This is a genomic window from Lentzea chajnantorensis (assembly GCF_054300775.1).
The window spans coordinates 8,260,650-8,272,656 of the sequence record NZ_JBSDZT010000002.1 but is presented as its reverse complement, the minus strand read 5'-3'; the positions used below and the strand labels follow the sequence as shown (position 1 = coordinate 8,272,656).

Here is a 12,007-nt window from a genome sequence, read left to right as displayed (position 1 = left end):
AGCTGCACGACGCACGCGTGCCCGGACAGGTCGGCCACGTACACCGGCCGGTCGCCGCTGATCGCGTCGAGGTCCACCGCGGTCAGCGGGCGGTCCATGATCCGCCGGTCGTAGCCGGACGCCTCGATCCACGCCGTGCCGGGCGCGTCGGCCAACGCGTGCTGCACGGCGGCGACGGTGTCCAGCCCGGTCACGTCGACGGTGCGCCGGCCGTTCCACGCCAGGTGCGTGTGCGCGTCGATGAAACCGGGCAGCACCACGGCGCCGCCGAGGTCGATGGTCTCGGCCGCCGACAGGTCCTCGACCTGCTCGTCCAGCCCGGCGATGCGGCCCTGCCAGATGCCGATCGTGTGCGCGGCGGGGCGGGCCGGGTCCATCGTGAGGGCCCGGCAGCCCGTCAGCTTCAGGTCGAGTCTCACGCGGTCGCGAGGACCGGCACGGGGGTGTTGGTCAGCACGGAGTCCAGGATCTCACCTGACCGCACCGCGACGTTGGACAACAGCGACGACGTGATGCCGTGCGAGTGCTCGGTGCCGCCCTGCACGTAGATGCCGCCGCGCAACGACGTCCGCACGCGGTAGTCCCGGCCCACGACCAGCCGCCCCGCGGCGTCACGGGCGCACGTCGCGTCGAGCGCACCGAGGGCGGGCGCGGCCTCGTCGTAGCCGGTCGCGAGCAGCACCAGGTCGGTGTCGAGGAACTCCTGCTCGCCGGTGACGAGCGACTGCACCACGGCACGGGCGCCGGCCGCGGACTCCTCGACCGCCACGAGCCGGGTCATGTTCATCATCTTCAGCCGCTCGGTGCCGAGCACCTTCTCCCGGTAGGTGGTCCGGTACAGCTGGGCGATGAGGTCGACGTCGACCACGGAGTAGTTGGTGTTGCGGTGGTAGTCCATCAGCCGCTGCTTCACCGCGTCCGGCGCGTCGAAGTAGTGGTCGACGGCCTCCGGGTCGAAGATCCGGTTCGCGAACGAGCTGTCGTCGGCGGGGCTGTAGCCGTAGCGGGAGAACACCGAGCAGATCTCGGCACCGGGGAACTCGCGGTGCAGGTGGGCGACCGCTTCCGCCGCGCTCTGCCCGGCACCCACGACGACAAGGCGCTTCGGGTCCTCCAGCTCACCGACGCGGTGCAGGAACTGGCTGTTGTGCCACACGCGGTCCGACAGCACGACGCCCTCGGGAACGGTCGGGCGCAGGCCCGTGGCGAAGACGAGGTTGCGGGCGCGGTAGACGTCACCCGTGGCGGTCGTCACCTCGAACAGGTCGTCCTCGACCGCTTCCACGCCAACGGCTTCCGCGTCGTAGGTGACCAGGTCGTCGACCTGCGCGGCGGCCCACTCGAAGTAGTCGTGGAACTCGACCCGCAGCGGGAACAGGTTCTTGTGGTTGACGAAGTCGACGAGCCGGCCGCGGTCCTTGAGGTAGCACAGGAACGAGAAGCGGCTGGTCGGGTTCCGCATGGTGACCAGGTCCTTGAGGAACGAGACCTGCATCGTGGCGTCGTCGAGCAACATGCCGCGATGCCAGCCGAACGCCTGCTGGCGTTCCAGGAACACCGCGGTGACAGGGGTTTCGGCCTGCTCGTTGTGCTCGGTGAGAGCGATGGCGAGCGCCAGGTTGGAAGGTCCGAACCCGATGCCGACGACGTCGTAGATGGGGTGCACGAGCATTCAACTTAGGGCAGCCTAAGCTTATCTGCAAGCACTTCGTTAGGTTAGCCTGACCGTATCTCACCGCGTCGAAGGAGGACACCCCCATGAGGGTCGTCATGTTCGGGTTCCAGACCTGGGGTCATCGCACCCTGCAGGCACTTTTGGCATCTGAGCACGAGGTCGTCCTGGTGGTGACCCACCCGAGGGGTGAGGGCGTGTACGAGAAGGTCTGGAGCGACTCGGTCGAGGACCTGGCCCGCGAGAGCGGCGTCGACGTCCTGATCCGCGAACGGCCGGAGGACCAGGAGCTGCTCGACGCGCTCAAGGCCGCCGACCCGGACGTGATCGTCGCGTGCAACTGGCGGACGTGGATCCCGCCGCAGGTCTTCGCCCTGCCCAAGCGCGGCACGCTGAACGTGCACGACTCGCTGCTGCCGAAGTACGCGGGCTTCTCCCCGTTGATCTGGGCGCTGATCAACGACGAGAAGGAGGTCGGCGTGACCGCGCACATGATGGACGACACCCTCGACGCCGGCGACATCGTGCTGCAGCGCTCGGTCCCCGTCGGCCCGCGCGACACCGCCGCCGACCTGTTCGCCAAGACGCTGGAGCTGTTCGGCCCGATCACCGTCGACGGCCTCGCCGAGATCGCCTCCGGGCGCACGGACTTCACCAAGCAGGACCGGTCGCAGGCCTCCTTCTTCCACAAGCGCGCGGAGGAGGACCTGCGCATCGACTTCACCTGGAGCGCGGAGGAGCTGGACCGGCTGGTGCGGGCGCAGTGCGCGCCGTACCCGAGCGCGTTCTGCTTCCACCGCGGTGAGCGCCTGGAGATCATCGAGGCCGACGTCTCCGCCGAGGTCTACGGCGGCACCCCCGGCCGCATCTTCTACCGCGAGGGCGACGGCGTGGCGGTCGTCGCCGGCGCAGAGGCCCGTCGCGGTCGCAGCAAGGCGTTGCTGGTCAAGAAGGTTCGCACCGCGGACGGCACCGAGCTCAAGGCGCAGGAGTACTTCCGCACCATGGGCGGCTACCTGACCTCGCGTCCGCAGTAACACCGCTCGTCCGGCATGCGGAATCACGGGCCGGGTGACCTGCCCGTGACCCGCATGGTCGATCATTGCCGCATGAATCGCGCTGCGGTGACGTCACTTGTCGTCTTCGTGCTGCTGGTGGCAGTGGGCTGGTACCTGACCGAGCTCCAGTCGAAGGACGACGGGCCCACGACGACCAGCACGCCGGCACCGCGGCCGGGCAGCTCGACCGACCTCAACGCGCTGCAGATCGCGCCCGAGGGCAAGATGACCGGCTACAGCCGCGACCGGTTCCCGCACTGGGCATCGCAGGGGGACTCCTGCGACACCAGGGAGATCGTGCTGCAGCGCCAGGGCGCCGACGTCACGACGGACAAGGACTGCAAGGCCGTCTCCGGCACCTGGACCAGCCCGTACGACAACGTGGTGGTCAAGGACGCGGCCGAGATCGACATCGACCACACCGTGCCGCTGGCCGAGGCTTGGCGCTCCGGCGCCGACAAGTGGACCGACGAGCAGCGCAAGGCGTTCGCAAACGACCTCGGCGGCATCCAGCTGGTCGCCGTGACCGCGAAGACCAACCGCGGCAAGGGCGACCAGGACCCGGCGAAGTGGAAGCCGCCGGTGGAGTCCTACTGGTGCACCTACGCCCAGCACTGGATCTCGGTGAAGATCAGCTACAAGCTGACCGTCGACCAGGCCGAGCACGACGCGCTGGCCGCGCTGCTCAAGGCCTGCTGACCGCCTCGGGGGCACGTCGCCGGTGGGCGACGACATCCGCGCGGTGACCGGGCCCGGCCGTGGACGGGCCCGGTTGGCTTGTCGGTCGCGGCGTTCGGGGATGGTGGCCCGGATGCCGCGGCGGCTCAGGCGAGAGCGGACGGGCTTGCTGGAGCAGCCCTTGTCCGCTCGGGCAGGGCACGCCACGACACCCCGGTCTTGGCCTTGAACAACACCCGTTCCCCGCACGCCGGTCATCCACCCGCGGACGACCACTCACACCCGAGACCGGCTGCAACCACATCCGCGCGGTGACCCGGCCCGGCCGTGGACGGGCCGAGTCGAGCCGGAGCTAGCCGACCTGGACCGACTCGAACAGGCCGGACAGCTTCCAGTGCGTCACGTAGCCCATAGCCTCGGCCGCGATCAGCACGTCGAGCTTGCCCAGGTTCGTGCGCTTGGGCATCTGGTAGGCCTTGCCGCGCCGCGCGTCGAGCACCATCGGCGTGGCGCCCGGCAGCGTGCCGGCGGTGGTGTGCTGCAGTATCCGCAGGCCGACGTTCGCCGCCTCCCTGGTCAGCGGCACCTCCTTGGTGTGGACGAGCACCGCGTAGGTGGAGCCGTCCTTGCGCCGCAGACCCAGGTGCGGGCGCACCCGGAGCGTGAGCTCGCCGGCCCGGTAGGTGGTGCCCTCGACCGGCACGCCGGTCGCCTTGAACGCGGCGAGCCAGGGCAGGAAGCCGTCGGCGATCTCCTCGAACGCCCGCGGCTGGCCGGTGCGGTTGGCGGCCATGACGGCCTTCTTCAGCTCCAGCTCGGGTTCGGTGGAGTTGACCGCTCGGCGCATGGCGTCGCGGATCGGGTTGTAGAAGCCGCAGACCCTCGGGTCGTCGGTCAGGTACATCCCCCGTTGTTCCGACACGATGTTGATGCGTCCACGCTGACCGCTCATGACGTACTCGGTGAACGACAGTGCGGTGACGCTGACGTTGTTGTCCGGCAACGTTTTCTCCCCTCGTACCGCCTTCTTCGCCTGACGTTAGCGGAGGGGTCTGACAAAAACGGCGCTGCTCTGAACGGGCTAGTGATTACGTAGTGTTGCTTGTTCACTCAATCGTGTGGCACTCAGGGTGGTGCTCTGGACCTCATTCGGTGAACGGACCGTGACGGACCGGCGACCGATCAACCACCTGACCGCTCGTCTGCCGTTCGCCGACGCTCACCCAACGCTCACCGCACGACCAGCGGGAGTAACCCTGCGTAGAAGATCAACTGAAGACAATGGGTTCACCAGGAGATTTCGCAGCGAGGGAGCACGATGGCGGGAAAGGCGGTTCAGGCCGCTGGATGTTCACCCGAAAGGGAGGGTGCCCGTCGGCCGATGAGGTGGCCCGTCCGCCTCGGCCAGTGGCCGCACGCCGCGCAGGTGACGGTCATCCTCGTGCTGATCGCGCTGCTGCTGTGGGCCATCGCCCTCACCCTCGGCCCGGACCAGGCGTTCATCGTCGGTTCCGCCGGTGTCGCTGCCAAGCTCATCTGCATGTACCTCGACACCCGCACCGGGGACTAGCGCGCGTAGCGCTCGGCGGCCCGCGCCTTCGCCTTGGCCGCCTCGACCTCGCGGTCCTTCGGCGGCGCCGACGTCACCAGCGCGTCGAGCAGCTCCTGCGTGGCCGCCGCGACGGCCGCCACCGCCCGGTCGAAGGCCTCCTGGTTCGCGGCGGACGGCTTGGCCGCCCCGCTGACCTTGCGCACGTACTGCACCGCGGCGGCCTGCACCTCCGACGAGGTGGCCGGCGGTTCGAAGTTGTGGAGCACCCGGATGTTTCGGCACATGCGCCCACTCTATGACCGCTTCGGCGGCGCGGCGCGGGTGTGGATGCGTTCGCCCTGCTTGCCGAACAGGCTGATGATCTCCGCGGGCCTGCCGTCCGCGCTGCTCATCGCGTGCGGCTGGCGGCAGTCGAACTCGGCCACCTCGCCGGCCCGCAGCACGACCTCCTTCTCGCCCAGGCGCAGCCGGACCCGTCCGCTGAGCACGTAGAACCACTCGTAGCCCTCGTGCACGCGCGGCTCGTGCAGCCGGTCGTCGGTGATGATCATCTTCCACGCCTGCAGCGGGCCGATCGAGCGGGTCAGCGGGACGGCGACGCGGCCGTGGTCGAGCTGGCGCGGCTTCAGCTGCACCCTCGGGTCACCGACCTCCGGCGCTCCGACCAGGTCGTCCAGCGTGACCTGGTAGGTGCGCGACAGCGGCAGCAGCAGCTCCAGCGTCGGCTTGCGCTGGTCGGTCTCCAGGCGCGACAGCGTCGACTTGGAGATGCCCGTCCTCTCGGACAGCTCCGCCAAGGTCAGGTCGTGCTCGGCCCGCAACGCGGCGAGCCGATGTCCCAGTGTTGCCATTTCAGCAACATACGTTGCCGTTTTCAGGCTGTCGACCACATCCTCGGTCCCATGGACTACGAAGTGGTGATCATCGGCGGGGGAGCGGCCGGCCTGAGCGCCGCCCTGATGCTGACCAGGGCGCGCCGCAGCGTCCTGGTGGTCGACAGCGGTGAACCGCGCAACCAGCCCGCCGCACACATGCACAACTACCTCTCCCGAGACGGCTTCTCACCGTTGGAGCTGCTCAAGCACGGCCGTGCCGAGGTCGAGGGCTACGGCGGCGAGATCGTGCGGGACGAGGTGCGGTCCGTGGCGAAACGGGACGACGGGTTCGCCGTCCGGCTGGCTGAGCGCACCGTCGGAGCGCGCGCCGTGCTGTTCGCGACCGGGCTGGTCGACGAGGTGCCGGAAAACCTGCGCGAGCGCTGGGGCCGTGACGTCTTCGGCTGCCCGTACTGCCACGGCTACGAGGTGCGCGACCAGCGGCTTGTCGTGTTCGGCGAGGAGAAGAAGGTGGCGCTCGTGCGGCAGTGGTCCGCCGACGTCACGCACGTCGAGTCGGTCGACGGCGTCGAGGTGGTCGACGACCGGCTGGTCGCGGTGATCTCGAATGGCGAACGCCACCCGGCCGACGCGCTCGTGTACTCCGCGCCGGTCAAGCCGCGCGACGAGCACCTGCTCGCCCTGGGTGCCGAGACCGAGGACACCATCGCCGGTCCGTTCGTGCGCACCGACCGGTTCGGCCGCACCAGCGTTCCCGGTGTCTACGCGGCGGGCAACGTCGCCGACCCCACCGCCATCGTGGTCGTCGCCGCCGCGCAGGGCGCCCAGGCCGCCGGGATGATCAACATGGACCTGCTCACACCGGCAGGCTGATCCGGAACGTCGACCCCTCGCCAGGGGCGCTCGTCACCGACACCGTGCCGCCGTGCGCCTCCACCAGGTGCCGGGTGATCGCGAGCCCGAGCCCGCTGCCGCCCGTGCTGCGGCTGCGCGACTTGTCCGCGCGCCAGAACCGGTCGAACACGTGCGGCAGGTCCTCCGCCGCGATCCCGGTGCCGGTGTCGGTGACCTCGACGACCGCGTTGCCGTTGTCCTCGAACAACTTCACGACGACCTCGCCACCGGCGGGCGTGTAGCGCACGGCGTTCGCGACGAGGTTGCCCAGCGCCTGCCGCAGCCGCACCGGGTCTGCGGTGGCGTGCACCGGCGTGGTCTCCGCGCGCAGCAGGACCGACCGGTTCTGCTGCGCGTTCACGACCTGGTCCACGACGTCGTCGAGCGCGATCGGCTCGGGGTGCAGCCGCAGCGTGCCCGCGTCGGCCTGCGCCAGGTCGTGCAGGTCGTCCACGAGCCGTTGCAGCAGCAGGGACTCCTCCAGCAGCATGCCGACCAGGTGCGGGTCCGGCTCGGCCAGCCCGTCCTGGGTGGCCTCCAGCCAGCCGGTGATGGTGCCCAGCGGCGTGCGCAGCTCGTGCGCGACGTCGCTGACCAGTGCCTGCCGCTGCCGTTCGGTCTCGGCCAGCTTCTCCGACATCGCGTTGAACGACCGCGCCAGCTCGCCGATCTCGCCGCTGCCGCCGTCGACCCGCGCCGTCCGATCCCCTTCGGCGGTGCGCTTCGTGGCCGCGGTGAGCGCCCGGATCGGCCGCACCAGCTGCGCCGCGGTGAGCCACGACGCGAACCCGGCGAGCGCGAGGATTCCCAGCGCCACCAGCGTGATCCGGGTCGTGCCGGTGGTGGACAGGTCGATCGTCATCGGCTCGTCGCCGGTCACCGGCGTGAGGAACAGCTGCGCCTGCTCGGCGACGTGCGGCCGCAGCTGCTCGCGCCGCGCGCGGTCCATGCACGCCACGTCCTCGGGCGGCGAGTCGCGGACGGTCGTGATCTCCCAGTCCAGCGCCGCGGGGCCCGGCGACTTGGCCATGACCCGCCCGCCGGGGAACTCCTCCTCCAGGCACTCGGCGAACAACCGCTGCAACTCCCCGTACGCCGCCTTCTCCGTCACCGTGAGGGTGTAGAGCCGTTCCCCGGCCTCGCAGTCGTCCCAGATCGAGAGCCGGCCGGGTTCGTCGCCTGCCAGCCGCGGCCGGCCGTTGGGCGCGTCCACGGTCCTGATGGAGGAGTTGCACTGGCCCAGCCGGTCGGCGTGGGCGTGCAGCGTCCGGTACTCCTCGTCGGTGAGCTTGAACGGTCCCACCGCCCGCGGGTCGATGCGCCCGTTGACGTTCAACGGGTCGATGATCGCCTTCGGGGTGATGGGCAGCTTTGGCGAGCTCTCGTTCCCGGTGTCCACCAACTTCTTGCCGCTGTTGTCGGTCAGGGCGATGCGCCGGTCGTGCTCGCGTGCGATGCGGTCCACTTCGGACTTCGCCGCGCTCCAGTCGCGGTGCGCCGCCGCGTACGCCACCAGCTCGTCGATGATCCGCGCGTCGGTCTCGAAGGCCTCGCCCTGCTCCTGCCGGATCGTGCCGGTCGTCGCCTGGCTCGCGAGCCAGGCCGTGACGGCGATCGAGCAGGCCGCGATCACCAGGGAGAACAGGAAGAACCGGACCAGGAGGCTGTTCATGCGAGCTTGTAGCCGATGCCGTAGACGGTAAGGAGCCGCTCGGGTCGCCGCGGGTCCTTCTCGATCTTGCGGCGCAGCTTCATCATGTGCACGTCCACGGTCCGCGCGGTGATGAACCCGTCCTCCAGCAGCTGTTCGCGCGTGAACACCCGCTGCGGCTGCGCGGCCATCTTCGCCAGCAACCGGAACTCCGCCGGGGTCAGCGCCACCGGGTCGTCGCCGAGGTGCACCTCGTGCCGGACCGGGTCGACCACCAGGTCACCCACCCTGAGCACCGCCGCGTTCGTCTCACGCGCCCGCCCGGCACGCCGCAGGATCGTGCGGACCCGCGCCACCATCTGCCGCGGCCGGAACGGCTTGGTGATGTAGTCGTCGGCGCCGAGGTCGAACCCGAGCAGCACGTCGTCCTCGGTGGAGCGGGCGGTCAGCAGCACGATCGGCACGTCGGACTCCGCGCGGACCACGCGCACCACGTCGATGCCGTCCACCAGCGGCATCATCACGTCCAGCACCAGCAGGTCGGGGTTGCGCCGCCGGGTCTCGTCGATCGCCGCCCGCCCGTCGTGCACGACGACCACGGAATGCCCGTCGTGCTCCAGGTAGCGGCGCACCAGCTCGGCCTGGTGGACGTTGTCCTCGGCGACGAGGATGTGGGCGCACACGTGGGCAGTATGCAGTCCTTCACGACAGTCAAGCGGGTCGCAAACAGGTTCTTCATCAGTTACGGCGAGCGTGGTCGCCATGAAGAGGCTGTACGTGTCGCTGGGGGCGTGCGCGGTGGCGGCGGTGCTGCTCACGACGACCCAGCCGGTCGCGGAGACGTCCCCGGCCGCGGCGCCGACGAGCACCACCTCGACAACCGCCACCTCGACGACGTCGTCCGCGGCACCTGCGGCGCCGCCGGTGGCGCGCGTCTACGCGTCCGGCTCCGACCTGCCCGACGGCCCGGATTTCCCGGTCGCGGGCGCCGGCACGTTCCACGTCGTCCCCGCCGAGGGCCAGGTCGTCGGCACCGGCGGCCCGGTGCACACCTACGCCGTCGAGGTCGAGGACGGCATCCCGGTGGATGAACAGGCCTTCGCCGCGTTCGTCGACGCCACCCTGGCCGACCCGCGCGGCTGGACCGCGACCGGCGCCCGCCGGGTGCAGCGCGTCTCCGGGGCCGCCTTCGTGCGCATCCGCCTGACCTCGCAGCAGACGGCCCGCGCGGTGTGCGGGTTCGAGATCCCGGTCGACGTGTCGTGCCGCGACGGCGGTCTCGTCCACCTCAGCGCCGCCCGCTGGACCCGCGGAGCCGTCGCCTACCTCGGCGACCTCACGGGGTACCGGCGGTACGTGGTCAACCACGAGGTGGGCCACGCGTTCGGCCAGCCCCACCGGCCCTGCGCGGCCGAGGGCGGACCGGCGCCGGTGATGATGCAGCAGACCTTCAGCGTCTCCAACGACGAGATCGTGCGCATCACCGGTGGCGTGCCGCAGGGCGCGGTCATCCCGCGGGACGGCAAGACGTGCGCGCCGAACCCGTGGCCGCATCCGTGACCGTGGTCGTCATGACGGCCGAGCTAGTGGACCACCAGTTCGCGCGCGTGTTCCCGGTCGCCTGACAGCACACGCGCCCCCGCGCGGTACTCGCTCGGGCTGACCCCGTGCACCCGCTTGAACGCGGCGCTGAACCCGAACGCGTCCGCGTACCCGACCCGCTTGGCCACCGCGGCGACCGTGGCCGTCGAGTCCGTCAGCAGGTCGGCGGCCAGTGCCATCCGCCACTCGGTCAGGTACGTCAGCGGCGGCGTGCCGACCAGCTTCGCGAACCGGCCGGCCAGCGTCGTGCGCGACACCTTCGCCTCCCTGGCCAGCAACGCGAGCGTCCACGGCCGCGCCGGGTCCGCGTGCATCGCCCGCAACGCCGGACCGGCCACGTCGTCGGCCAGCGCGCCGAACCAGCCGGTGCGGTGCTCGCTGTCGAACCAGGTCCGCAGGCCGCACACCATGATCCAGTCCAGCAACCGGTCCGCCACCACGCCCGACTCCTCGTCGAGCGTGCCGTAGAACTCCGCACACCCCTCCGTGCCGCGGGACACCAGCACCTCGGGCAGCACCGCGGCGAGCCTGCTCGCGACGGCACCGGTGAGGTCGTAGGTCCCGGTCACCACCTCGGCCCGCCCGGTCAGCGTGAACGGTCCGCGCGCGACCAGGACGTCGCCCGCCCGCGCGGTCTCGCCCGCGACCTCCACCCAGCCGGACACCAGCGCGTACACGGCGAGGCGGTCGCACTCGACGGTGCCGATGACCTCCGACCGGCGCAGGTCACCGCCGTCCGCGCGCACCCCGCGCAGCAACTCCTCGAACGGGTCCATGACACCCACGATAGTGGCTCGAACGATCGAACATCATCGATGAACTCTCGGACATGGGCCGATCGCGCCGGTCCCGGTTGGCTGGACGCCATGACACAGGAGATCTTGGTTCTGGGCGCCACCGGCAAGACCGGCCGCCGCGTGGCCGACGCCCTCCGCGGCGCCGGCGCGACCGTCCGCCCCGCGTCCCGTTCCAGCGCGGTCCGCTTCGACTGGACCGACCGCTCCACCTGGCGGCCCGCCCTCACCGGTGTGACCGGCGCGTACCTGATCGCACCGCACGACCCGGCCGACGCGGCACCGTTCGTCGAACTGGCCGAAGAGCAGGGCGTCCGCCGCCTGGTGCTGCTCTCCGGGCGCGGCCTCGACCGGACCCCGCGCCACGTGTTCGCGGGCATGCACGCGGCCGAGGACGCCGTGCGCGCCTCCGGGCTGGACTGGACCGTGCTGCGCGCCAACAACTTCACCCAGAACTTCTCCGAGGAGATCTGGGAACTGGAGGTCCGCGCCGGCCGGTTGTCGCTGCCGGTGGACGACACCCCGGAGCCGTTCGTGGACGTGCGGGACATCGCCGACGTGGCGGTCAAGGCGTTCACCGAGGACCACACCGGGCAGACCTACGACCTGAGCGGGCCCGCCGGGGTGACGTTCGCCGACGCGGTCGCCAAGATCGGCGCGCGGACCGGGCGCACCATCGAGCTGGTCCGGCTGACACCGGAGGAGTACCGGGACGCGTTGCTCTCGTACGGTGTCTCGGAGGAGGAAGCCGCGGAGCTGAACGGCATGTTCGAGGGGATGCGCAAGGGCCTGCTCGCGACCCCGGCCGACGACATCGCGCGGCTGCTCGGCCGCCCGGCCACCGACTTCGACACCTACGTGGCCGACACCTGGGGCTGACGCGGCAGCAGCAGGTGCACCGCGAACCCCGCGGCCGCCGTCAGCACGGCCTGGTAGACGACCGAGAGCCGGTACTGCCCCGCGACCAGGAACGCGGCCTCCAGCCCGGTCGTCCACCAGCCGGCGAGCGCACCGAGCCCCAGCACGTGCCACCCGAAGAACCCCGCGCACCAGCCGACCACCGCCCAGGCCGCCCGCCCTCCCCGCCGCACGAGCAACCCGGTCGACACCGCCGCCACCGCGTTGAACGCGAGCGCGATGCCCGTCAGCGTCGTGTCAGCGCTCCACACCAGACTGGCCAGGGTCTGCACGACGATCACCGCGACCACCACACCGATGCCCACCCGCGTCTTGTCCACGCGTCACGGTAACGCGCGGAATCGCGAGGCAA

General features: G+C 70.7%; 14 protein-coding genes and 1 pseudogene. 6 read left to right on the top strand and 9 right to left on the bottom strand.

Going from position 1 to position 12,007, the window contains the following annotated elements:
• Positions 1-29 precede the first annotated feature (29 nt).
• Both ACVDFE_RS39555 and ACVDFE_RS39550 read right to left on the bottom strand, forming a co-directional pair.
• Positions 30-377, bottom strand: a pseudogene (locus ACVDFE_RS39555) (amidohydrolase family protein); the annotation flags it as partial.
• Positions 378-415: 38 nt separating this feature from the next.
• Entirely contained in the window at positions 416-1,672 is a 1,257-nt protein-coding gene (locus ACVDFE_RS39550; RefSeq protein ID WP_458434010.1) for a lysine N(6)-hydroxylase/L-ornithine N(5)-oxygenase family protein, read from the bottom strand.
• A gap of 86 nt (positions 1,673-1,758) precedes the next feature.
• Between ACVDFE_RS39550 and ACVDFE_RS39545 the strand changes: the two genes are divergently transcribed.
• Positions 1,759-2,709, top strand: coding sequence for a methionyl-tRNA formyltransferase (locus ACVDFE_RS39545; RefSeq protein WP_458434008.1), 951 nt, complete (start codon positions 1,759-1,761; stop codon positions 2,707-2,709).
• Positions 2,710-2,781: 72 nt separating this feature from the next.
• Positions 2,782-3,429, top strand: a complete 648-nt coding sequence (locus ACVDFE_RS39540; RefSeq protein ID WP_360400852.1) for an HNH endonuclease family protein — start codon at positions 2,782-2,784, stop codon at positions 3,427-3,429.
• A 331-nt stretch (positions 3,430-3,760) separates the two neighbouring features.
• On the opposite strand, the gene ACVDFE_RS39535 is transcribed toward ACVDFE_RS39540, so the two are convergent.
• A complete protein-coding gene (locus ACVDFE_RS39535) occupies positions 3,761-4,411 on the bottom strand; it encodes a hypothetical protein (RefSeq protein WP_360400849.1) in 651 nt (216 codons plus the stop codon).
• A gap of 378 nt (positions 4,412-4,789) precedes the next feature.
• On the opposite strand from ACVDFE_RS39535, the gene ACVDFE_RS39530 reads away from it, so the two are divergent.
• Positions 4,790-4,978 carry a hypothetical protein gene (locus tag ACVDFE_RS39530; protein WP_360400846.1) on the top strand — a complete coding sequence of 63 codons (189 nt, stop codon included), beginning with the start codon at positions 4,790-4,792 and terminating at the stop codon, positions 4,976-4,978.
• Here ACVDFE_RS39530 and ACVDFE_RS39525 read toward each other — a convergent pair.
• Complete coding sequence (locus ACVDFE_RS39525; RefSeq protein ID WP_360400843.1) at positions 4,975-5,244, bottom strand: DUF2277 domain-containing protein; 270 nt, start codon at positions 5,242-5,244, stop codon at positions 4,975-4,977. The genes ACVDFE_RS39530 and ACVDFE_RS39525 overlap by 4 nt on opposite strands.
• A gap of 9 nt (positions 5,245-5,253) precedes the next feature.
• Positions 5,254-5,811, bottom strand: a complete 558-nt coding sequence (locus ACVDFE_RS39520) for a helix-turn-helix domain-containing protein (protein ID WP_360400840.1) — start codon at positions 5,809-5,811, stop codon at positions 5,254-5,256.
• Positions 5,812-5,862: 51 nt separating this feature from the next.
• Here ACVDFE_RS39520 and ACVDFE_RS39515 point away from each other — a divergent pair, with 51 nt between their 5' ends.
• Positions 5,863-6,669 carry an NAD(P)/FAD-dependent oxidoreductase gene (locus ACVDFE_RS39515; protein ID WP_360400838.1) on the top strand — a complete coding sequence of 269 codons (807 nt, stop codon included), beginning with the start codon at positions 5,863-5,865 and terminating at the stop codon, positions 6,667-6,669.
• Here the strand turns inward: ACVDFE_RS39515 and ACVDFE_RS39510 are convergent.
• Together ACVDFE_RS39510 and ACVDFE_RS39505 are read right to left on the bottom strand one after the other, a co-directional pair.
• The gene (locus ACVDFE_RS39510; protein WP_458434007.1) at positions 6,653-8,362 is read right to left on the bottom strand and encodes a sensor histidine kinase; all 1,710 of its coding nucleotides are present in this window, start codon (positions 8,360-8,362) and stop codon (positions 6,653-6,655) included. The genes ACVDFE_RS39515 and ACVDFE_RS39510 overlap by 17 nt on opposite strands.
• Complete coding sequence (locus tag ACVDFE_RS39505) at positions 8,359-9,024, bottom strand: response regulator transcription factor (RefSeq protein ID WP_360400832.1); 666 nt, start codon at positions 9,022-9,024, stop codon at positions 8,359-8,361. Before ACVDFE_RS39505 ends, ACVDFE_RS39510 begins: the two co-directional genes overlap by 4 nt.
• A 79-nt stretch (positions 9,025-9,103) precedes the next feature.
• Between ACVDFE_RS39505 and ACVDFE_RS39500 the strand changes: the two genes are divergently transcribed.
• A complete protein-coding gene (locus ACVDFE_RS39500; RefSeq protein WP_458434006.1) occupies positions 9,104-9,901 on the top strand; it encodes a DUF3152 domain-containing protein in 798 nt (265 codons plus the stop codon).
• A gap of 23 nt (positions 9,902-9,924) precedes the next feature.
• Here ACVDFE_RS39500 and ACVDFE_RS39495 read toward each other — a convergent pair whose 3' ends face one another.
• Positions 9,925-10,719, bottom strand: coding sequence for an AraC family transcriptional regulator (locus ACVDFE_RS39495; RefSeq protein ID WP_458434005.1), 795 nt, complete (start codon positions 10,717-10,719; stop codon positions 9,925-9,927).
• A gap of 90 nt (positions 10,720-10,809) precedes the next feature.
• Here ACVDFE_RS39495 and ACVDFE_RS39490 point away from each other — a divergent pair, with 90 nt between their 5' ends.
• Complete coding sequence (locus ACVDFE_RS39490; protein ID WP_458434003.1) at positions 10,810-11,616, top strand: NAD(P)H-binding protein; 807 nt, start codon at positions 10,810-10,812, stop codon at positions 11,614-11,616.
• Here ACVDFE_RS39490 and ACVDFE_RS39485 read toward each other — a convergent pair.
• Positions 11,592-11,975 (bottom strand): hypothetical protein, encoded by a 384-nt coding sequence (locus tag ACVDFE_RS39485; protein WP_458434002.1) that lies wholly within the window; start codon positions 11,973-11,975, stop codon positions 11,592-11,594. The two genes, ACVDFE_RS39490 and ACVDFE_RS39485, sit on opposite strands and share 25 nt — an antisense overlap.
• Between the last annotated feature and the right edge of the window lie 32 nt (positions 11,976-12,007).

Bases quoted from the DNA above. Each gene is read 5' to 3' on its own strand.
- ACVDFE_RS39550 (WP_458434010.1), bottom strand. From the start codon at position 1,672: ATGCTCGTGCACCCCATCTACGACGTCGTCGGCATCGGGTTCGGACCT.
- ACVDFE_RS39545 (WP_458434008.1), top strand. From the start codon at position 1,759: ATGAGGGTCGTCATGTTCGGGTTCCAGACCTGGGGTCATCGCACCCTG.
- ACVDFE_RS39540 (WP_360400852.1), top strand. From the start codon at position 2,782: ATGAATCGCGCTGCGGTGACGTCACTTGTCGTCTTCGTGCTGCTGGTG.
- ACVDFE_RS39530 (WP_360400846.1), top strand. From the start codon at position 4,790: ATGAGGTGGCCCGTCCGCCTCGGCCAGTGGCCGCACGCCGCGCAGGTG.
- ACVDFE_RS39525 (WP_360400843.1), bottom strand. From the start codon at position 5,244: ATGTGCCGAAACATCCGGGTGCTCCACAACTTCGAACCGCCGGCCACC.
- ACVDFE_RS39520 (WP_360400840.1), bottom strand. From the start codon at position 5,811: ATGGCAACACTGGGACATCGGCTCGCCGCGTTGCGGGCCGAGCACGAC.
- ACVDFE_RS39515 (WP_360400838.1), top strand. From the start codon at position 5,863: ATGGACTACGAAGTGGTGATCATCGGCGGGGGAGCGGCCGGCCTGAGC.
- ACVDFE_RS39510 (WP_458434007.1), bottom strand. From the start codon at position 8,362: ATGAACAGCCTCCTGGTCCGGTTCTTCCTGTTCTCCCTGGTGATCGCG.
- ACVDFE_RS39500 (WP_458434006.1), top strand. From the start codon at position 9,104: ATGAAGAGGCTGTACGTGTCGCTGGGGGCGTGCGCGGTGGCGGCGGTG.
- ACVDFE_RS39495 (WP_458434005.1), bottom strand. From the start codon at position 10,719: ATGGACCCGTTCGAGGAGTTGCTGCGCGGGGTGCGCGCGGACGGCGGT.
- ACVDFE_RS39490 (WP_458434003.1), top strand. From the start codon at position 10,810: ATGACACAGGAGATCTTGGTTCTGGGCGCCACCGGCAAGACCGGCCGC.